The sequence below is a fragment of the Clostridium sp. 'White wine YQ' genome (assembly GCF_028728205.1).
In the GTDB taxonomy this organism is placed as follows: domain Bacteria; phylum Bacillota; class Clostridia; order Clostridiales; family Clostridiaceae; genus Clostridium_T.
In genome coordinates, this window is the sequence record NZ_JAQYUU010000013.1 from 20,397 (window position 1) to 40,401 (window position 20,005).

Below are 20,005 nucleotides of genomic sequence, written 5' to 3' on the forward strand. Positions count from 1 at the left end.
ATTTATATATATTACTGCTGTTTTTTTGAATACATTTATATTGAGTCATTTGTTTTATTTTTTCTTAAATCAAAGGCTTCGATTGGTTCAGGACCTCTTAAGACTCTTCTTTTAATATGGAGATCTCCTGATGAATCAGTTCTTATTCTCCATTCAATAAGTGCTATTTGCCCATCAGATATTTCAATTCCTTGTATTCCGCTTGCTCTAACGCAGGATCCGTCATTGAAATATGGTAATTCATTGATTTTAGGAAAATGAGGCCTATGAGTATGTCCACAGATGATCATAATTTTGTTCATTTCAATCCAACTACTATAAATACGTTCAATTTTATGAATCTTTTCAGCGCTTTTTACGGGGCTCGCAGGATTTATAAACCCTATTGAGTGAAGAAATCTCCAAAAATATCTAACCGTAAGCAAAGTGAATTTCCAGAATTCATCATTCATTCTGTCTCCTTGATGACCATGAACAGTTAATATTTCTTGACCAGTATCTTTATGCCTAAACACTACTGCTTCATGTGGAGTAATTCCAGGAAATAATTCTATATCTTCCTCATTATAATCGTCGTAGAATTTATAAAAATTCTTCTCCACATAATCTTTATATTGTAGTTGTATATTGTGATTACCATATAACATAATAAATCTATCAGAATCAAAGAATTTTTTTAATTGGGTATATACTTCATCATGTGCAAGTCTTATATGTTTAAAATTAGAGTGTTCCCAAAGTTCATCTCCATCCCCAACTTCTACGTAAGTGTATCCGTTATTATAATAATATTCTAATGCGAATAGAAAGATATTTTGATTCTTTGCAAATTCATCAGATGGTGTACAATCTCCTCTATGGCAGTCACTAAAAAATATATATTTAGAGTTGTTATCAAAGTATTCAATTTTTGCATTATTATAAGCTTCCGTTAATCTTTTTCTTGCAAGCTTCTTTTCTGATATCATAGCACACCTCTTTTATGACTAATAATTTAGTATTAACATAAAAACAAATCGACTATATAAGTAATCTACCCTTTAATATGAGAATATATTTAAAGTTATATTTTAAAATCCATAATAGTTGGTTATATAATTATATTAGTACATAATGGTTAAAATGAAAAGGAGTAGGATAACTATGAAAATTATTGCAGTTAACGGAAGTCCACGAAAAAGATGGAATACAGCAACTTTGCTAAATAAAGCGCTTGAGGGAGCGGAGTCTCAAGGGGCAGAAACTGAAATTATAAATTTATATGATATAGAATACAAGGGATGCATAAGTTGCTTTGCATGTAAAAGAAAAGATGGAGTGCATGGCAAATGTGCGATGAATGATGATTTAACACCTATTCTTGAAAAGTTAGAAACAGCAGATGCTATTATTTTTGGGTCTCCAATTTACTATATGAATATTACATCATCAATGCTAGCTCTTTTAGAACGCTTTCTATTTTCTCATAGTATATATAGTACAGAAATACCAACGGTTTTTCCAAGAAAAGTCCAAGCAGGTTTTATTTATACCATGAATATAAACGAAAAACTAAGTAATGAGTCTGGAATTAAAGGAGTCTTAAAAACACACCAGAAGCATATTGAAAGAATGCTAGGAAGACAACTAGAACTTTTATATTGCTATGACACATATCAATTTACTGATTATGATAAGTATGAATCTTCTATTTTCTCAAAAGAAGCAAAGGAGAAGCAAAGAGATGAACAGTTCCCTATTGATTGTAAAGAATCATTTGAAATGGGAGTGAGGCTTGTAAAAAAAGCTTAAAGAAATAGAAGGTTTAAATGAAGGGAGAAAGTGGAGATGGAAGTTGTAAAAGGGAACTGTGATTACCTAAAGGATTGTGAAGAAGCTTTAGTAAATTCTGAATTAGGAAAAAGATATTTTTCAAAGCTAGGAAGTGCCAGAAAAGCATTGGAAGACGGCTTTAAAAAAGAAGAAATATATATTGCTATAGATAATGACAATAACTGTAGAGGATTCATTTGGTTTATTTTAAATGGCGTATTTCACTCATTTCCATACCTGCATATAATTGCAGTAAAAGAAGATAGTCGTAACCTAGGAATAGGAAAAATGTTACTACAATTCTTTGAAGATACTTGTTTTAAAGACTATTCAAAATTGTTCTTGGTAGTAGCAGATTTCAACCCAGATGCAAAAAGATTATACGAGAAAATTGGGTATATTGAAGTAGGGGCAATACCTAGTCTGTATAGGGATGGAATAACAGAGCATTTAATGATGAAAACTAGAAAAAGTGGCTCATAGAATGTAAATTTAAATAGCTATGGAGAGGCGGGATTTGTTTTGGAAATTGAAATGACTATTGATAAAATAAAGAATGCTCTAAAGAAAGTGAGAGGTATTGAGTGTGTTGTCCTTGGAGGTTCAAGAGCAAAGGGGAGTTTTTCAGAAAAATCAGATATAGATATTGGAATATATTATTCTGACCGTTCAAAATTAGATTTAGAAAGCATGAGTAGAATAGCTACTGAATTAGATGATACGCATCGTTCAAACCTTATAACAAAAATAGGGGAATGGGGACCATGGATAAATGGTGGAGGCTGGCTAAATATTGATGGAATTACAGTAGACTTTTTATTAAGAGATTTAAATAAGGTAGGTTCTGTTATAGATGAATGTTTAAATGGTAAGATTACAATTGATTATCAAGCAGGACACCCGCATGGATTTGTGAATTCTATTTATGTAGCAGAAATATTTTACTGTAAAATACTTTTGGATGAAAATAATAATATAGCTAAACTAAAAGATAAAATTACTCCATATCCTCATGCTATAAAAAGAGGAATAGTAGAAAAGTTTTTATGGGAAGCAGGTTTTTCATGCTCAATAGCTAGTAAAAGCGTAGCAAAAAAAGATATCGTATATGCTTATGGATGCTTTTATCGTGCAGTTTCATGCCTTACTCAAGTTGTATATGCACTAAATGAAACATACATCATGAATGAAAAAGGTGCATTAACCAATGCATGTGCTTTTAAAATTACACCACGAAATTTTGAGGGCAGAATTGAAAAGTTATTTTGCTCATTAACAGCTGAACCAGAAGATATAGAAAACCTGATAGAGCAATTATCAGGAATTATAAAAGAAGTGGAAGAACTATGTAAAAAATATATATAAGATTCTTTCATATATAAAAAAGGATAGGTTTTCCTATCCTTTTTAACTATGAGAAAAATTCTAAAATAGAACTATATTATAGTGAAAATGTTTCTGGTTCGCCTTTAAATGAGTAAATAGTAGCAGTTCCTTTAGTGAAGTATAAAACTGCAAAAATACCATCATCAATACTGTACATATTTTTTAAAGATGGAATAGTTTCTAGAGCTAGTTCTTTAACTTCACGTCTATCATCATGCTTAACTTCTCCAGCTAAACGAATCCATTGACCCTTATTCATTCCTGATATTTCAACTTTAGGATTTTCTAACATTTGATTAAAACATTTTTTTGTATTGTTTGTAACAATGTATAACTTTCCTTCATTTTCAAATACAGCACCAAAAGGTCTAACTCTTGGTTGATCCCCTTCAGTTGTGGCGATATAAAAAGTACCACATTCCTTTAAAAATTCTAATGCTTTTTCCATATTATTGCTCCCCCTATTTATATGTGTTAAAATTAGTTATGCAATAATAATAACATGTACAACTGAAATAACAAGTACGATTTTTATATAATGTTAGTATCTAAAAGATACTAAGGAGGAAGATGAAATGGAAAACTCAAAATGTCTTTTTGGAAAGTGTCCATATACTACAGCACAGAAAGTATTTTCAGGGAAATGGTCGATTCTTATTATGTATCACTTAAGTGATGGAGCTGTTCGTTATGGAGAATTACAAAGAAGAATTGGAGATATCACACAAGCTACATTAACAAAGCAATTGAGAATGCTTGAAGACTTTGGATTAGTTAGCAGATATATTTATTCAGAAATACCACCGAAGGTAGAATATTCACTTACGGATTTAGGGCATGAATTTAAGCCTGTATTAGAGCAGTTTAAAATTTGGGGAGATAAATATATTAAATCTCTTGAAAATAAAAAATCTAATTAAGGAGAATTATTATGGCAAATATTTTTTTAAGATTTCCAGAAGGTAAGAAAAAGGCACTTACGTTAAGTTATGATGATGGTGTCGAACAAGATATAAAGCTTGTGGAGATTATGAATAAGTATGGATTAAAAGGAACCTTTAACTTAAATAGTGGACTATATGCTGAAGAAGGAACGGTTTATCCAGAAGGACAAGTTCATCGTAGAATGACAGAAAAACAGATTAAGGAAACTTTTATGAATTCAGGTCATGAAATTGCAGTACATTCCTTAACACATCCATTTCTAGAACAGTTACCTGCTCATATGGCTGTAAATGAAATAATAAAAGATAGGGAGAATCTAGAAAAGCAATTTGGTACAATTGTGCGTGGAATGGCATATCCATATGGTACTTTTAGTGATGATGTAGTAGAGGCACTTAGATTATGTGGTATAGCGTATGCAAGAACTGTAATTCCTTCAAAAGATTTTAAAATTCCAAAAGATTGGCTTAGGTTATCTGCAACTTGTCATCATACAGCACCAGATTTTGAAAAGCTTACAAAGAAGTTTATTGAGGATAAAGTAACTCAAGGACCATATTTATTTTATTTATGGGGTCATAGTTATGAATTTGAAGCTAATAATAATTGGGGCTTAATCGAAGATTTTGCTAAATATGTTGGAAATAGAAATGATATTTGGTATGCAACTAATATAGAGATTTATGACTATATTGATGCTTATAACAGATTACAATTTAGCGTTGATGGTAAAAGAGTAAAAAATCCATCAAGTATAACAGTTTGGTTTGAACACTCAGAGAAAATTATTAAAATAGAAGCAGGCGCAACTATAGAGATTTAAGGATAAATTTCTACTTCCTTTGGGATAATAAGATAAGCAATAATCATATAAAATAATAAAGGAAGTGGGCTAATGAAAATAGAAGGTTACTTTGAAAGTATAAAAAATGCAAATGAGGCAGTTGAAAAGCTTAGAAACGCAGGATTTAAAGGTGCATTCGTAGATATAAATGAACATAGGAATGATGCATATTCCCAAAGTGGTCTTGTGGGTTCAGATGTGATACCAAGTTTATCGCAGGCTGTTTCTGGTGGAATAGGTAATAGAGAAGAGGGAGCTAATTCTCCACTTGCAGCAGCAAGTCCAATGGCAAGTGGAATGGGTGGTTTTGATGAAATAGCTAGTATAAATTGCAAGGTAGTGGCTGAAGTGAGTGATAGAAATATAGAAGATGCTAAGAAAATAATTACTAGTATGGAGGGAACTACAGATGATCCCAATACTAAGATACCTAAAGGACTTGATAATATAAACGAGGATGAATTAATATATAGAAATTTAAAGGAATAGAAAAGAAGATGCAGTGAAAATGCATCTTCTTTTTTATATAAATAGCTTGGTTCAGGAGTATTTTAAAATAATGGTATTTGGTATATAATTGAAATAATAATGGCATGAAAGGAATTAATCAATGAGAAAATATTTTTTAGATAATATTAGATGGATGTGTATTTTACTGCTCATACCTTTCCATACTTGTATGATTTATAATAACTTTGGAGAGAACTTCTATGTGAAAAGTGATGGAGTGCCTTTACTTACTGGATTTATACAAATAACATATCCATGGTTTATGCCTATATTATTCGTTATTGCAGGAATGAGTTCTTGTTATGCACTTACCAAAAGATCTCCTAAAGAATACATTAATGAAAGAAAATCAAAATTATTGATCCCATTAATATCTGGTATTTTATTATTAGTTCCAATACAAACTTTTTATGCCGAAAAATTTCATAACGGATATAGTGGGGGATATTTTCATCAATATATATTGTTTTTTACAAAAATAAATGATTTAACAGGATATACTGGAGGATTAACACCAGCACATTTGTGGTTTATTTTGTATTTGTATGTTATTTCTTTAATATCGCTACCAATTATAATAAGATATCGAAAAAGTAATAGAAAGATGCCTATAGACAAGCTTTCTTTACTAAAGATACTTCCTATGTTTTTGATTTTTCTAATTATGAAATTGATTTTAGATATAAGTGGAAAGAGCTTAGGTGAATATTTTGCGTTATTTATGCTTGGCTATTTAGTACTATCTGAAGATAGAGTTCAAGAGAAACTTGAAAAAAATAGATGGATGTTATTTATAGCGTTAATATTCTTAACAGTTTTGAATTTGGTATTTCAAAATGTATTAAAATGTTCCTATGGAACTATATATGATATTTTTGAAGGATTTCTAACTTGGATTGGCATTCTAGCGATTCTTGGTATGGGAAAACATTATTTAAACTTTACAAATGGAATTACCAAATATTTCACTAAGGCATCATTCCCATTTTATGTTTTCCATCAATCTTTTGTAGTATTAGTGGGGTATTATGCATTAAAAAACATATCCTCAATTAGTATACAAGTGGTTGTTATAATAGTAGCTAGTTTTCTACTAACAATACTAGCTTATGAAATTTTAAAAAGAATATCTATTACGCGATTTTTGTTTGGAATAAATAAATAAGTTACTTTTTCTATAAATTTCATAACATTATAATTCCTATTTTGAAGAAAATAATAATATAAACTTACTATGCTAGGAGGAAAAAATGTTATGGGAGAAAAAAAGGATGCATCGGTCTCAAGTCAACAGCAAAAAGAAAAGAAAGCTAATAATAAAGGTACTAAACATAGCAAGAAAACACATAAAAAAGATTAGCTTTATAAGTAAGATAATATTTAAGTTAGTAAAGAGAAGGGATTAGTTAATTTTATTACCTTCTCTTTTTATTTACATAAAGAATATATATAAAAAACTTAAAGTGTGGTAAAATATTCAATAATATAATCTTATATAGAGGTGAGTTTATGGTTAAACATATAGTAATGTGGAAATTGAAAGATATTGCAGAAGGAAATAGTAAAGAAGAGAATGCTAAAAAAATAAAAGAAGGATTAGAAAGCTTAAAAAATAAAATAGATACAATAAAAGCTATAGAAGTAGGCATAAACATAAATGAAACTGCACAAGCTTTTGATATAGTGCTTTATTCAGAATTCGATACAGTAGAAGGACTAGATATATATCAAAATCATCCTGAACACTTAAAAGTTGCTGGATTTGTAAGAAGCGTTGTAAGTGAAAGAGTTGTGGCAGATTACGAAGTATAATAAACATATTACAATTTTGGATGAAAGCACTGGCGTTTAATATATAACGAAGAGTGCTTTTTTTACTCTTTAGGAATTTATAATAATTATTAACCTAGCCAGAAAGAAGGGAAAAATATGAGTTGGGTAAATGATATCGAAAGATATAATCCTTATAATGAACAAGAAAAAAAAGACAAGGAAATGATGCTCTATTATATAAATGCATTTGAAAATGTCTTAACAAGAGAGAATGAAATTGCCCATATGACAAGTTCAGCATTTGTATTAAATAAGGAAAGAGATAAAGTTCTTATGATTTATCATAATATATATGATTCTTGGGGATGGACAGGAGGACATTCAGATGGAGAAAAGGATCTATTAGCAGTAGCTATAAGAGAAGCAAGAGAGGAAACCGGAATAAAGATAGCAAGCCCTATAACTACTGAAATATTTTCGTTAGATGTATTACCTGTAGCAGGTCATGTGAAAAATGGAAATTATGTGTCTGCCCATCTGCATTTATCAGTAACCTATTTACTTGAAGCAGATGAAGAAGAGGAACTGATAATTAAGGAAGATGAAAATAGTGGAGTTAAGTGGATTCCAATTGATGAGGTAGTTGATGCTAGTAATGAACCACATATGAAAAAAGTATATTCAAAAATAATTTCAAAGATTAAGTTACTTTAAAAAGTGGGGGATGGGTGTTTTGCTAAATCACGTAGGTACCAAGGTAATAGAAACTGAAAGGCTGAGACTGAGGCCCTTTAAGGTATGGGATGCTGAGGACATGTATAATAACTGGGCGTCTGATGAGGAGGTAACTAAATATTTAACTTGGCCAACTCATAAAACTATAGAAACTACAAAAAGAACTATTGAGAGTTGGGTAAATGATTATACTAATAATCAGAATTATAACTGGGCGATAGAATTAAAAGAAACTTGTAGGGTAATAGGTTCTATGAGCCTTATGAACATAGATAACCGAAATGAAAATTGTGAGATTGGTTATTGTATAAGCAGAAGACTATGGGGACAGGGAATAACAACAGAAGCCTTTAAGGAAGTAATTAAATTTGCATTTAATGAAGTAGGTTTTGAAAGAATAACAGGAAGACATGCTATAGAAAACATAGCCTCAGGGAAGGTTATGGAGAAATGCAGTTTGCAATTTGAAGGTGTTTTAAGAAAGATAAATAAAAATAATAAAGGGATATTGGTAGATTGCAAATACTACTCTATATTAAAAGCAGATTTCTAATATTCATTTTTATAAGGAAGGTAAAATATGAAGATTTATATAAGTGTAGATATCGAGGGTATAACAGGTGTTACTAGCTGGAGTGAAACAGAAAAAAATCATAGTGATTTTGAAAGATTTGCAAACCAAATGACTAAAGAAGTTAAGGCAGCATGTGAAGGAGCTTTTGAAGCAGGAGCTAGTGAAATCTATGTAAAAGATGCACATGATAGTGCTAGAAATATTGACATTAATGAACTTCCCGAGTATGTAAAACTTTCTAGTGGATGGACTGGTGATCCTATGAGTATGGTAAGTGGATTAGATAGCAGCTTTGATGCAACCATGTTTATAGGATACCATTCAAGGGCGGGTAGCGGGACTAGTCCCTTAGCACATACACTAAATACGTCAATATCACATATAAAATTAAATGACATTTATGTAAGTGAATTTTTAATTAATGCATATGCAGCTGCCTTATATGATGTTCCAGTAGTTTTTGTTAGTGGAGATAAAGGATTGATTGAAGAAGTAAGTTTAACTAATGGAAATATCAAAACTTTAGCTGTTAAAGAGGGAATAGGAGGAAGTGCCGTAAGTATTCATCCTAGAAAGGCAATAGAAGCTACAAAAAGCTTAGTCAAAAAAGCATTAAAAGAGGATTATAACCTGTGTAGAATTACTTTGCCGAGTAATTTTAAAGTTGAAATAGCATATCAGAAACATGAAACTGCATATAGAAATTCTTTTTATCCAGGAGTAAAATTAGTTAGCCCAAAGGTTATAGAGTTTACTACTAATGATTACTATGAAGTATTAAGATTATTTCACTTTTTAGCTTAAGAGAAACTGGAGGGGATTAAATGAAAATAGCAAATGGAATTGAGATGTTAGAAATAAAAGCAAATGTTATGGGAAGAGAAAGTAGTATTAACCCAGTACTTATATGGGATGAAGAAAATGTTATATTAGTTGATACTGGATTTCCTGGTCAGATGAAGGAGATAAATGAAGCCATTGAATCAGCAGGAATTGATATTGATAGATTGAATACTATAATACTTACTCACCAAGACATTGATCATATAGGAAGTGCTTTAAGCTTAGTTAAGAATTCAGAAAATGAAATAAAGGTTTTATGTCATGAAGAAGAGAAAAAGTATATTCAAGGAGATGAAACTCCAGTTAAATTAGCTAAATTAGAGAAAAGTTTAAGTTCGATGCCAAATGAGATGAAAGGTATGTATGAAAAACTTAAGGCAGGATTTAGTTTGAGTAAAGTAAGGGTAGATAAAACATTAAAAGATGGAGAAGAGCTTACTTTTGTAGGAGGTACTGAAGTAATCTATACACCGGGACATACGCCAGGGCATATTTGTTTATATATCAAAAAAAATAAGGTTCTTATTGCAGGAGATTTGTTGACTGTAAATGATGGGGTTTTATCTAAGGCATCTCCAAATATAAATTATGATACAAATCTAAGCGATAAATCATTGGAGAAACTTAAAAAGTATGATATTGAAAAAGTGATATGCTATCATGGTGGGCTTTATGAAAAAAATGTTAATGAACGAATTAGTGAATTATCTCGAGAAGCTTAAATAATAGAAGGTGAAAGTATGTCCAGTAAAGATGTTAGAGAAATAGCCGAAGCATTTAATACCATAATAAAGTTTTTAGCCTCAAAAGATATAGAGGAATTATCAGCTGCCGAACTGATAAAAAAGTATGGGACTAAAAAAGTTGATTTACTAATTATTTTAGGAAATGCAATTCCATTTATAGCAGAAGAGGGTGCAAGAGCATTTAAAAATAACTTAGCAGATGAAATAATGATAGTAGGGGGAGTGGGGCATTCTACTAAGTATTTAGTAAACAATATAAAAAACAGCCAAAAATATAAAGATATACACAGTGAAAATCGTTCAGAGGCAGACATATTAAAGGATATAATTGTTAAATATCAAGAGATTGAAGAGGAAACGATAATAATTGAAAATAAGTCGACTAATTGTGGAGCCAATGCAGATGAAGCTTATGAAGTTTTGAAAAGAAAGAAATTAAATCCAAAAACAATTTTGCTAATGCAAGATCCAACAATGCAGTTAAGAACTTGTGAATGTTTTAAAAAAGCATGGAAAGATGAAGGAGTAACTTTAATAAATTATGCAGCATTTATACCTTTAATAAAGGAAACTCAAGGAAAACTTGAATTTGAAGATAAGAATATTTATGGACTTTGGGATATGGAAAGATTTATATCTCTTATTATGGGAGAGATACCAAGGTTAAGAGATGATGAAAAGGGATATGGTCCTAAAGGAAGTGGATTTATAGGACATGTGGATATACCAGAAGAAGTTAATAGTGCATATGAAATGTTAACTAGTTTATATGCAGAATATATTAGATGATATATAATTAAGTATACAAAGGTGTAAAGATGGAGGGGTAAAAGTGTTTTTGAAGGTTGGAGAAATCAGAATATTTGTAGATAACAATACTAAAAGTGCTGTGAAGGATTTATATTTCACATATGAGGGATATAAGTGGAAAGATCCTAGAATTAAAAAAATAGTTGCAGGGTTTGGAAATAGTGCAGGTATAAATACTTCAGGTATTGAAGATGAGACTTCTTTAATGATGTATCACCTGGACGCAAATGGGAACAAACATGAATATAAGATATATGAAAGATTATTTGCAGGGGAAAATAGAGAAATATTAGTTAAGATTAACAATATTAATGAAGAGGGTAGTTTTGACATTAGTATTGATACAGACTATGATCATACAAGATAAAAGATGAATCGAAAGATTCATCTTTTTTTTATAATATAAGTAGTCGCTGCAAATGAACCCATACATTTGCTTTTATAGGTAGTTGGAATATAATGTATATTAATTTAAAGGGGGTATTTTAATGAAAAATAAAACAAAAAGAATCGTGCTAGTAGGAATGTTTGCAGCTTTAGTCTTTGCTGGAACATATATTAACATTCCGATTTATTATCCAGGTGGAAAGACTATGATACATTTAGGAACCACTGCAATTTTTATCGGAGCAATTTTTTTAGGAAAGGGTGCAGGATTAGCGGGAGGAATTGGCTCAGGACTTTTTGATTTATTAGATCCAGCATATGCAAGTATATCAATATTTACTTTTGCTATTAAAGGATTAACGGGTTTGTTAGCTGGAGCTATTGCTTTTTCTGGGGGGAGAAAAGGAGATAATCATTTAGTAAATGTAATTGGATTTATTTTAGGAGGAGCAGTATCATTAGGTGGATATTTCATATTAAATCTATTTCTATATGGATATGGTGGAGCAATTATGAGATTAGGTAGTTCATTAATTACTACATCAATAGCAATTGTGATAACAATACCTGTGTCAATCGTATTAAAGCCATTAATTAAGAAAAGTGGAATTAATTTATTAAATGATTTATAATGTACACAAATTGATATTAAGAATAATATAACAAAAAAGTCCAATATTATAGTTGGACTTTTTTGTTATTGCAAAAGAATGCTAATAATGAAAGAAAAGCAAAGGATTTTATAGTAAATAAAGATAAAAAGGTAATAAATGGTTAAGAGCAACCTATAATAACCAGTTAATGAGTTTGTTATGAGGTATAAATAAACTTATAATAGGTTTATTGAAATTATTAACGAAACAATGGGGGATTATTATGGGGAGCTATAAAGCTAAAAATAGATATAATAGCGTGAGAGAGTTAATATACTTAATTATAATATATATTCTTTTAACACTATTCATAATTATATTGGCTTATAATGTGTATAGTAATATTATAGGAAATACGAGTATATCATCAATTGTAAACTATCTAGCTAAATTGCTGAAAGGGATTTGAGGAATTTGATGTACATCTATAACTAAAGAAGAGTACTAATTTTGCGTAAAAGGGGGCTTAATTTTGAAAAAAAGTAAGGATAGAGAATTCAGAAGATTAAAAGACCAAATTATTCATATAGAAGAACTAGTAAAAAACTCAAACAATAATAGTCTAATGGAACAAGAAGTTACTTTAAGGAAAAAAATTAAGCAATTGAAATCAATGAAAGACAACGGCTTTAGAGGTTATAAAGATGTATATTATGATTACATGGAAATATATAAATATGTGTCAAAAAGAATAATAGAAGATTATAATAGAAAAAATGGAACGGACTTTAGCTTTGAAAAGACTGTAAGTGAAGATTATGATGGATTTATAAAGTCAGGAATATTAAGTGTTCTTTTAACTAAGCATATTCCGAGGATATTAGAAAGAGAATTTGATAAAGCTTTCCCGACGGATCCTAAAGATGAATATAAGGAAACTAGGAAAATAAAGAGAAAGTTTTACTTGCACTTGGGTGAAACGAATACTGGTAAAACCTATAATGCATTACAATCTTTAAAAAATTCTACAAAAGGAGTATATCTTTCGCCACTCAGAATTTTAGCCTTGGAAAATTTCACAAGATTAAATATTGAAGGAGTCAAAACTAATCTAGTTACAGGTGAGGAAGAAGAAATTATTGATGGAGCAACCCATCTATCTTGTACTATTGAAAAGCTTAATATAGATGAAGAATATGATTTGGCAGTCATAGATGAAATTCAAATGATCGCTGATGATTTTAGGGGATTTGCTTGGACTAGAGCTATATTAGGAGTAAAGGCCAAAGAAGTTCATGTTTGTGGGGCATTAAATACAAAAGATATATTAATAAAAATAATTAAATCCTGTGGTGATGAGTATGAATTTTATGAATATAAAAGAGATATACCACTAATCGTAGAAGACAAATCCTTTAAGCTTAAGAATGTTAAAGCTGGAGATGGGCTAGTAGTATTTTCTAAGAAGAAGGTCCTAGAGTTAGCTAAGTATTTAGTAGACAATGGGGTAAATGCTAGTGTTATTTATGGAGATTTGCCTCCAGAAGTTAGAAAGAAGCAATATCGGGCATTTATAGATGGTGATAATAAAGTGCTTGTAACTACTGATGCCATAGGAATGGGAGTAAATTTGCCACTAAAAAGAATTGTATTTATGGATACAAGGAAATTTGATGGTAATCAAGTTAGAAATCTGACTTCTCAGGAAATAAAACAAATTGCAGGGAGAGCAGGAAGAAAAGGAATATATAATGAAGGGTATGTATCAGCGTATGGTGATAACATAGATTTTATTAGATATAATATCGAAACTAAAGATGAAGATATTTGGGAAGTAGTTTTAGGTCCAAGTGAGGCTATAATTAATATTAAAAATATACCACTTAAAGATAAACTTGCACTTTGGAGCATTAGAGACGTAGAAGGCAAGATCTATAGAAAGATGGATATAAGCGAATATATAATTAAGCTAGAAAATATAAAATATTATAAGTTATCTCAAATGGATGAGTGGAAATTGATGAAGATTCCATTTGACGTTAGTGAAAGAGAACTTATGGTAACCTTTCTAAACTATATAGATGAAATATTTATAGGGAATAAGAAAGAACTAAGTAAGCCTAGAAATTTTATAAATGAATTAACAGATTGGGAATTATATTATCAAAAAGTTGGCATATATTATTCCTTCGGTAAGAATTTCAATATAGAAATAGATAATGAATGGATAAAAGAAGAAAGAATAAAAGTAGGTAATAGAATAAATAAGCTTTTAGGTGATATAAATAAAGATAATTATATAATTAAGATGGAAGAGAATCTATAAATTAAGAGGTTGATTTATAAATCAAGGAACCAGCATAACAGTTTTTTATTGTTAGGCTGGTTCTTTTATTTAAAGAGTATTCATCTATTGACCCTATTATTACTTTCGAAGCACCTTCTTAAAGAATAAACATATATGTTGAAAATATAACAATAATTATGAAAAGCTAATAATGTTTTCAGAATATTGCAAAAGATAAATTACCAATATATTAATAAGTTAAATTTGATGATATTATATAATCAAAAAAGTTAAAATACATGGAAAAAGCTTTAAAAGAGTGAAAGTGGAATAAAGTGTTCAAAAGAAATCATTGATTAATTATCAATTAGCATTATGTTGGCATAAATGTTGCTTGATTTTTTAGTGTGGCATAAATTGTTATGCAAATTATAGCACATGGTAAAATTATGAACAAGAAATGAACAAAAAGTTAATGCAAAAATCGTAAGAACTGATAAAATTATAGTACACCAAAAAAAAGTCGTAATTGGTCGAATATTATAGGTTAGAGGAGGGTTAATTTTAAGTTCCCTATAGATTATGAATAAAGGAGGGGTAATAAATGAGGGAAATAAGCGAGATTATTAGCAGCGAGGATAAGAAAAATCCATATACAGATCAAGAACTTGCTGATATGTTATCAATGCCTAGGATAAAAGTAATAAATGAAAGAAACAAACAAAATATTCCAGACTCAAGGGATAGAAGAAAAGATATTTTACTCAAGGATTTGAAAGAAATATTATCATTAAGTCCCAATGTATCAGAAAGAAAATTAACAGAATTAATGATAGATAGAGGATACAAAATTTCAAGAAACATTATTTCCAGAGTATTAAAGGAATTCGAGGAGGATTTTCTTCCAAAGGAAAAAGAAATAAGTGAAATTGAGGAAAGTTTAGTTCCTAAAATGCATACGCAAGATACAGGTTTCAACAAATTAATTGGGGCTAATGGAAGTTTAAAAAACAAAATAGATTTAGCTAAGGCGGCTATACTATATCCACCAAATGGACTCCATACATTAATTTATGGAGGAACAGGAGTAGGTAAGAGTGAGTTAGCTGAATGTATGTATGAGTTTGCAGTCAGTAATAATGTAAAGTCAAAAGATGCACCATTTATAATTTTTAACTGCGCAGATTATGCTGAAAATCCTAACCTGTTAATTTCTCAATTGTTTGGTGTAGTTAAAGGTGCGTATACAGGTGCTAATGCTGATAGAGATGGATTGGTTGAAAAGGCTAACGGAGGAATATTGTTCTTAGATGAAATTCATAGACTTCCACCGGAAGGGCAGGAAATACTATTCTATTTAATAGATAAGGGCAAGTATAGAAGATTAGGGGAAACTAATACAGAAAGAAAAGTAAACGTTCTAATATTAGGAGCAACAACAGAAAACCCCGAATCAAATCTATTATTAACATTTAGACGTAGAATTCCAATGCTTATAGAATTACCTAAATTAATAGATAGACCTCTATCAGAAAGATTAGAAATACTAATAATGTTTTTGGTAAGAGAGGCAAATAGAATTAATAAAAACCTTTTAGTTTGCAGAGATGTTTTAATGAGTCTTATGTTATATAACTGTCAAGGAAATATTGGACAATTAAAAAGTGATGTACAAGTAATATGTGCTAAAAGTTATGTTAAGTATATGTCTAAAAATACTGATGAGGTAGTTATAGATTTAGAGGATTTAAGTAATTTCATTAAAAGCTCATTCTTAAAAGGTGGAACAGCTAATAAGACAGTAATGAATTTGGTTACAGATGATCTATATATTGATATTAAAAACATGGAAGGCTATAGAAATGAAATAAATCAATATGTAAATGAAAATGAAATCTATCAATATATAGAAAATGAATATCAGACTCTTGAAAAGCAGGGGCTTAAGGTAGAGGAAATCGATGAAATACTTCATGAGAAGGTTGAAAATAAGCTTGGAAAGATAATGAATAATAAAAATATAGCAAAGCTTTTAAACATAAATGAGTTAAAAACAATAGTTAGACCAGAAGTTATAGATATAACTGAAGGAATACTTAAGATAGTAAGAGAGAAGTATCAGGTAATAAACAAGAGTTTCTTTATTGCACTTGCAATACACATTAACTTTACAATTGAAAGAATATTAACTGGCAAGAAAATCATCAAATCAAATATCAATAAGAATAGAAATGAACTGGTTCAAGAATTTGAAATAGCAGAAAAGATTAGAAAGATGATAGAAAAAGCAACAAAACTAAAAATTCCAGAAGACGAATGTGGATACATTGCTTTATATATTAAGAAATTCTGTTCAGATGAGCTAATTTTAGAGCCTAAGGTAAGGGTAATAATAATTACTCATGGACACGTAGCTGAAGGTATGGCTGAAGTTGCAAACCAATTACTGGGTGTAGATGATGCTATTGGTATTGAGATTGAACTAGATGAATCACCAGAAGATGCTTTAGAAAGAACTATAAAGGTAGTAAAGCAGGTGGATGAAGGAAAAGGATGTTTATTGCTTGTTGACATGGGTTCACTTGGGGGATTCGCATCAGTAGTTCAAGAAGTGACAGGAATAAGAACAAAAACTATTGGAAGAGTGGATACGCTTATAGCATTAGAAGCTGTAAGAAAGGCATCAATTGAGGGAGATAATTTAGATAATATTGTTAAAGAATTAAATGAAGCAAAAATATATAAAGGAACCTTCAAAAATGAGATTGCAAATAAAGAGTTCTTAAAGAATAAGAAAAAAGCATTGGTAACAGTTTGCTTAACTGGGCAAGGAAATGCCTTAAATATTAAAAAGTTTATTGAGAATCATCTTGATAGAAAAAATACAGGAATAAAAATATTCCCAATAGGTTTTATAGATCAACATGATATAGAAGAGGAAGTAAGTAGACTATCTGATGAATATGAAATAGTAGCAGTATGTGGAACCATTAATCCAAAAGTATCGAATGTACCATTTATTTCATATGAAAGCTTATTAAGTGGTACGGGAATTAGTAGAATTGAAAAATTAATGGATTTATATATTGAAGAAGAAAAAGAAGAAGAGAAGGCAGAAAGTTTAGTGGATTTAATTAATGAAGAACTTATCTATTTGGATTTAGATGCATTATCTAAGGAAGATGTAATAGATACAATGACACAAGCACTAGAGAATAAAGGATATGTAAATGGGAAATTTGCATTAAGTATTTATAAAAGAGAAGCCATGGGAAGTGGAATATTTAATAATAAGGTAGCTATTCCACATGGATTGCCAGAGAATGTTATAAAACCTGCCATATCAATTGCAAAACTAAAAAATCCAATACAGTGGGATAAGGATGTAATGGTAGATTTAGTTTTTATGTTGGCACTTAAAGAAAATAACAGAGATGAAATAAGAAAATTATTTTCTATGATTAGAGATGAAAACCTTTTAATAGAGCTAGGTTCAAAAGATTCGAATAAAGAAATAAAGAAAATGTTTTCATAAAATCAAAAGATGCCAAAAACTTGGCACGGAGATTGCTAAATAATATAGTGACTGGATTAGAAAGGAGAATAGAGATGGAAATAAGCAATTATATTAAGAAAGAATTGATAAAACTAAATCTACCATGTAAAAGCAGAAATGAAATGTTTCAGATGATGCATCAAGAAGCTTATAAGTATGGATACGTTGAAGAAGATTTCTTAGAAGGATTATTGTCAAGAGAAGAAGTTTTCCCAACAGGAATTAAATTATCTAACTACAGTGTAGCCATTCCTCATACTGAAGCAGAGTATGTTAAAAATCAATTTATATCAGTAGTTGTACCAGAAAATCCAATAAGATTTAAGCAAATGGATGATGAGACATTGGAGACTGAAGTAAGTTTAATATTCATGTTGGGTTTAAATAAACCACATAGCCAATTAGAAGTATTAAAAGAATTAATGGGTTTAATTCAAAAGGAGGATGTTGTAAAGGAAATAATATCTGCAAAGGATGAGGAACAAGTAAAAGAATTATTATCTAACATCACTTTAGAAAACGTATAAATAAAATTTTAGGAGGAATTAATTATGAAAAAACGTATTTTAGTAGCTTGTGGAGCAGGTATTGCAACTTCAACAGTGGTTTGTGACAGAGTAGAAAGATTAGTAAAAGAAAATAAAATTGATGCAGAAGTAAGACAATGTAAAATAGCTGAAGTAGCAGCACTACAAGATCAGGCAGATTTAATAGTTTCAACTACAATTTTACCAACAACTTATAGTATTCCAGCTATTAAAGCAACAGCATATATAACTGGAATCGGTACTGAAAAGTTAGATCAACAAATATTGGATCAACTAAAGTAAAACGATTTAAATCTGTCTTTTTATATAAAAGTAGAAAGACAGTTTAAATAAAATAATAAAAATTTAGGAGGTAAATTATAATGGATAAACTTATGGGAATTGTTCAGTACATTTTAGGAATCGGACCAACGGCAATATTGCCAATCGCAATCTTAATTATCGGATTAATATTTGGAACAGGTTTCAAAAAAGCATTTAAATCAGGAATAATAATTGGTATTGGTTTCGTAGGAATTAATTTAGTAGCTGGACTTTTAACAGGAACATTAGGACCTGTAGCTCAAGACATGGTTGCAAGATTTGGCTTGAACCTAACAGTAATAGATGCTGGATGGCCAGCAGCAGCGGCAGCAGCTTGGGCTTCACCAGTAGCAGCTATTCTTATACCAATATGTTTAGTAGTAAACTTAATAATGATTTTCTTTAAACTTACAAATACTCTTGATATTGATATCTGGAACTATTGGCACTTTGTTGCAGCAGGAGCAACTGGATATATAGTAACTGGTAGCTGGTGGTTTGCAATACTTTGTGCAGTATTATATGAAATTATTGTTTTAGTTGTAGCAGATAAAACTGCACCAATGGTTAGAGATTTCTATGAACTTGAAGGTATATCACTTCCAACTGGATCTACTGCAGCTTTTGCACCTTTAGGATACTTAATTGGAAAAGTAGTAGAAAAAATACCTGGAATAAACAAATTACATGCTGATCCTGAATCAATTCAAAAGAGATTTGGTATATTCGGAGAACCTATGATGATGGGTTTAATATTAGGATGTATACTTGGAGCACTTGCAGGTCAAGATGGTGGAGCAATATTCAAAACAGGTATATCAATGGCAGCAGTTATGCTTTTAATGCCAAGAATGGTAAAGATATTAATGGAAGGTTTAATTCCTATATCAGAAGCAGTTAAAAATATGCTTCAAAAGAAGTATGCAGGAAGAGAATTATATATCGGTATAGATGCAGCTGTATCAGTTGGTCATCCATCAGTTATGGCTACAGCATTAATACTAGTTCCTATTACTCTATTATTAGCAGTTGTATTACCAGGAAATAAAGTATTACCTTTCGGAGATTTAGCAACTATACCTTTCTATATGGCATTTATCGTTGGATTTAGAAAAGGAAACATTGTTCACTCTGTAATTACAGGAACTATATTGATAGCTATATCATTATTTATGGCAACTAACTTTGCAGATGTTCACACTTCAATGATGGCAAATGCAAACTTCCATATGCCAAACGGAGCAACTCAAATTTCAAGTTTAGATATGGGTGGTAACTTATTTAACTGGTTAATATTAAAATTTGCTGAAGTAGCTAAGGCTATATTCTAGGATTTTAAATATATAAAATAAT

General features: G+C 30.2%; 22 protein-coding genes. 20 read left to right on the plus strand and 2 right to left on the minus strand.

Going from position 1 to position 20,005, the window contains the following annotated elements; translation table 11 throughout:
- Nucleotides 1–35 precede the first annotated feature (35 nt).
- Nucleotides 36–968: a metallophosphoesterase gene (locus PTZ02_RS18945; RefSeq protein WP_274229303.1), complete on the minus strand. Its 933-nt coding sequence runs from the start codon at nucleotides 966–968 to the stop codon at nucleotides 36–38.
- Nucleotides 969–1,143: 175 nt separating this feature from the next.
- Here PTZ02_RS18945 and PTZ02_RS18950 point away from each other — a divergent pair, with 175 nt between their 5' ends.
- The 3 genes from PTZ02_RS18950 to PTZ02_RS18960 are packed head-to-tail and all read left to right on the plus strand — an operon-like array spanning nucleotide 1,144 to nucleotide 3,177.
- Nucleotides 1,144–1,791 carry a flavodoxin family protein gene (locus PTZ02_RS18950; protein WP_274229304.1) on the plus strand — a complete coding sequence of 216 codons (648 nt, stop codon included), beginning with the start codon at nucleotides 1,144–1,146 and terminating at the stop codon, nucleotides 1,789–1,791.
- A 36-nt stretch (nucleotides 1,792–1,827) separates the two neighbouring features.
- Complete coding sequence (locus PTZ02_RS18955; protein WP_337993002.1) at nucleotides 1,828–2,295, plus strand: GNAT family N-acetyltransferase; 468 nt, start codon at nucleotides 1,828–1,830, stop codon at nucleotides 2,293–2,295.
- A 39-nt stretch (nucleotides 2,296–2,334) separates the two neighbouring features.
- Nucleotides 2,335–3,177 (plus strand): nucleotidyltransferase domain-containing protein, encoded by an 843-nt coding sequence (locus tag PTZ02_RS18960; RefSeq protein WP_274229306.1) that lies wholly within the window; start codon nucleotides 2,335–2,337, stop codon nucleotides 3,175–3,177.
- Nucleotides 3,178–3,253: 76 nt separating this feature from the next.
- Here PTZ02_RS18960 and PTZ02_RS18965 read toward each other — a convergent pair whose 3' ends face one another.
- A complete protein-coding gene (locus PTZ02_RS18965; RefSeq protein WP_274229307.1) occupies nucleotides 3,254–3,646 on the minus strand; it encodes a pyridoxamine 5'-phosphate oxidase family protein in 393 nt (130 codons plus the stop codon).
- A 127-nt stretch (nucleotides 3,647–3,773) separates the two neighbouring features.
- Between PTZ02_RS18965 and PTZ02_RS18970 the strand changes: the two genes are divergently transcribed.
- The 17 genes from PTZ02_RS18970 (at nucleotide 3,774) to PTZ02_RS19050 (ending at nucleotide 19,983) form a co-directional block, all read left to right on the plus strand.
- Entirely contained in the window at nucleotides 3,774–4,118 is a 345-nt protein-coding gene (locus PTZ02_RS18970; protein WP_274229308.1) for a winged helix-turn-helix transcriptional regulator, read from the plus strand.
- A gap of 11 nt (nucleotides 4,119–4,129) precedes the next feature.
- A complete protein-coding gene (locus tag PTZ02_RS18975) occupies nucleotides 4,130–4,966 on the plus strand; it encodes a polysaccharide deacetylase family protein (RefSeq protein WP_274229309.1) in 837 nt (278 codons plus the stop codon).
- Nucleotides 4,967–5,038: 72 nt separating this feature from the next.
- Complete coding sequence (locus PTZ02_RS18980; RefSeq protein ID WP_274229310.1) at nucleotides 5,039–5,476, plus strand: hypothetical protein; 438 nt, start codon at nucleotides 5,039–5,041, stop codon at nucleotides 5,474–5,476.
- A gap of 121 nt (nucleotides 5,477–5,597) precedes the next feature.
- On the plus strand, nucleotides 5,598–6,662 hold the full coding sequence (locus tag PTZ02_RS18985) for an acyltransferase family protein (protein ID WP_274229311.1): 1,065 nt from the start codon (nucleotides 5,598–5,600) through the stop codon (nucleotides 6,660–6,662).
- 344 nt (nucleotides 6,663–7,006) lie between these two features.
- Entirely contained in the window at nucleotides 7,007–7,309 is a 303-nt protein-coding gene (locus PTZ02_RS18990) for a Dabb family protein (protein WP_274229312.1), read from the plus strand.
- A 117-nt stretch (nucleotides 7,310–7,426) separates the two neighbouring features.
- Nucleotides 7,427–7,984 (plus strand): NUDIX hydrolase, encoded by a 558-nt coding sequence (locus PTZ02_RS18995; RefSeq protein ID WP_274229313.1) that lies wholly within the window; start codon nucleotides 7,427–7,429, stop codon nucleotides 7,982–7,984.
- Nucleotides 7,985–8,003: 19 nt separating this feature from the next.
- The gene (locus PTZ02_RS19000; protein ID WP_274229314.1) at nucleotides 8,004–8,558 is read left to right on the plus strand and encodes a GNAT family N-acetyltransferase; all 555 of its coding nucleotides are present in this window, start codon (nucleotides 8,004–8,006) and stop codon (nucleotides 8,556–8,558) included.
- Between the two features lie 27 nt (nucleotides 8,559–8,585).
- Nucleotides 8,586–9,383, plus strand: a complete 798-nt coding sequence (locus tag PTZ02_RS19005) for a M55 family metallopeptidase (protein ID WP_274229315.1) — start codon at nucleotides 8,586–8,588, stop codon at nucleotides 9,381–9,383.
- A 20-nt stretch (nucleotides 9,384–9,403) separates the two neighbouring features.
- Nucleotides 9,404–10,144 carry an MBL fold metallo-hydrolase gene (locus PTZ02_RS19010; RefSeq protein ID WP_274229316.1) on the plus strand — a complete coding sequence of 247 codons (741 nt, stop codon included), beginning with the start codon at nucleotides 9,404–9,406 and terminating at the stop codon, nucleotides 10,142–10,144.
- Nucleotides 10,145–10,162: 18 nt separating this feature from the next.
- Entirely contained in the window at nucleotides 10,163–10,957 is a 795-nt protein-coding gene (locus PTZ02_RS19015) for an ElyC/SanA/YdcF family protein (protein WP_274229317.1), read from the plus strand.
- Nucleotides 10,958–11,000: 43 nt separating this feature from the next.
- Nucleotides 11,001–11,345, plus strand: a complete 345-nt coding sequence (locus tag PTZ02_RS19020; protein WP_274229318.1) for a hypothetical protein — start codon at nucleotides 11,001–11,003, stop codon at nucleotides 11,343–11,345.
- A 121-nt stretch (nucleotides 11,346–11,466) separates the two neighbouring features.
- The gene (locus tag PTZ02_RS19025; protein ID WP_274229319.1) at nucleotides 11,467–11,997 is read left to right on the plus strand and encodes an ECF transporter S component; all 531 of its coding nucleotides are present in this window, start codon (nucleotides 11,467–11,469) and stop codon (nucleotides 11,995–11,997) included.
- Between the two features lie 490 nt (nucleotides 11,998–12,487).
- Nucleotides 12,488–14,284 carry a helicase-related protein gene (locus PTZ02_RS19030; protein WP_274229332.1) on the plus strand — a complete coding sequence of 599 codons (1,797 nt, stop codon included), beginning with the start codon at nucleotides 12,488–12,490 and terminating at the stop codon, nucleotides 14,282–14,284.
- A 565-nt stretch (nucleotides 14,285–14,849) separates the two neighbouring features.
- Nucleotides 14,850–17,780, plus strand: a complete 2,931-nt coding sequence (locus PTZ02_RS19035) for a sigma 54-interacting transcriptional regulator (RefSeq protein WP_274229320.1) — start codon at nucleotides 14,850–14,852, stop codon at nucleotides 17,778–17,780.
- Nucleotides 17,781–17,854: 74 nt separating this feature from the next.
- A complete protein-coding gene (locus tag PTZ02_RS19040; protein ID WP_274229321.1) occupies nucleotides 17,855–18,328 on the plus strand; it encodes a PTS sugar transporter subunit IIA in 474 nt (157 codons plus the stop codon).
- Nucleotides 18,329–18,352: 24 nt separating this feature from the next.
- A complete protein-coding gene (locus PTZ02_RS19045) occupies nucleotides 18,353–18,631 on the plus strand; it encodes a PTS sugar transporter subunit IIB (protein WP_274229322.1) in 279 nt (92 codons plus the stop codon).
- Nucleotides 18,632–18,711: 80 nt separating this feature from the next.
- A complete protein-coding gene (locus tag PTZ02_RS19050) occupies nucleotides 18,712–19,983 on the plus strand; it encodes a PTS galactitol transporter subunit IIC (protein WP_274229323.1) in 1,272 nt (423 codons plus the stop codon).
- Nucleotides 19,984–20,005 lie beyond the last annotated feature (22 nt).

Excerpts from the sequence above, each read along its gene's own strand:
- PTZ02_RS19015 (WP_274229317.1), top strand. The coding sequence starts at position 10,163 with ATGTCCAGTAAAGATGTTAGAGAAATAGCCGAAGCATTTAATACCATA.
- PTZ02_RS19005 (WP_274229315.1), top strand. The coding sequence starts at position 8,586 with ATGAAGATTTATATAAGTGTAGATATCGAGGGTATAACAGGTGTTACT.
- PTZ02_RS18950 (WP_274229304.1), top strand. The coding sequence starts at position 1,144 with ATGAAAATTATTGCAGTTAACGGAAGTCCACGAAAAAGATGGAATACA.
- PTZ02_RS19050 (WP_274229323.1), top strand. The coding sequence starts at position 18,712 with ATGGATAAACTTATGGGAATTGTTCAGTACATTTTAGGAATCGGACCA.
- PTZ02_RS18980 (WP_274229310.1), top strand. The coding sequence starts at position 5,039 with ATGAAAATAGAAGGTTACTTTGAAAGTATAAAAAATGCAAATGAGGCA.
- PTZ02_RS18995 (WP_274229313.1), top strand. The coding sequence starts at position 7,427 with ATGAGTTGGGTAAATGATATCGAAAGATATAATCCTTATAATGAACAA.
- PTZ02_RS19010 (WP_274229316.1), top strand. The coding sequence starts at position 9,404 with ATGAAAATAGCAAATGGAATTGAGATGTTAGAAATAAAAGCAAATGTT.
- PTZ02_RS18990 (WP_274229312.1), top strand. The coding sequence starts at position 7,007 with ATGGTTAAACATATAGTAATGTGGAAATTGAAAGATATTGCAGAAGGA.
- PTZ02_RS19045 (WP_274229322.1), top strand. The coding sequence starts at position 18,353 with ATGAAAAAACGTATTTTAGTAGCTTGTGGAGCAGGTATTGCAACTTCA.
- PTZ02_RS19040 (WP_274229321.1), top strand. The coding sequence starts at position 17,855 with ATGGAAATAAGCAATTATATTAAGAAAGAATTGATAAAACTAAATCTA.
- PTZ02_RS19035 (WP_274229320.1), top strand. The coding sequence starts at position 14,850 with ATGAGGGAAATAAGCGAGATTATTAGCAGCGAGGATAAGAAAAATCCA.
- PTZ02_RS19025 (WP_274229319.1), top strand. The coding sequence starts at position 11,467 with ATGAAAAATAAAACAAAAAGAATCGTGCTAGTAGGAATGTTTGCAGCT.
- PTZ02_RS18965 (WP_274229307.1), bottom strand. The coding sequence starts at position 3,646 with ATGGAAAAAGCATTAGAATTTTTAAAGGAATGTGGTACTTTTTATATC.
- PTZ02_RS18975 (WP_274229309.1), top strand. The coding sequence starts at position 4,130 with ATGGCAAATATTTTTTTAAGATTTCCAGAAGGTAAGAAAAAGGCACTT.
- PTZ02_RS18970 (WP_274229308.1), top strand. The coding sequence starts at position 3,774 with ATGGAAAACTCAAAATGTCTTTTTGGAAAGTGTCCATATACTACAGCA.
- PTZ02_RS18955 (WP_337993002.1), top strand. The coding sequence starts at position 1,828 with ATGGAAGTTGTAAAAGGGAACTGTGATTACCTAAAGGATTGTGAAGAA.
- PTZ02_RS18945 (WP_274229303.1), bottom strand. The coding sequence starts at position 968 with ATGATATCAGAAAAGAAGCTTGCAAGAAAAAGATTAACGGAAGCTTAT.
- PTZ02_RS18985 (WP_274229311.1), top strand. The coding sequence starts at position 5,598 with ATGAGAAAATATTTTTTAGATAATATTAGATGGATGTGTATTTTACTG.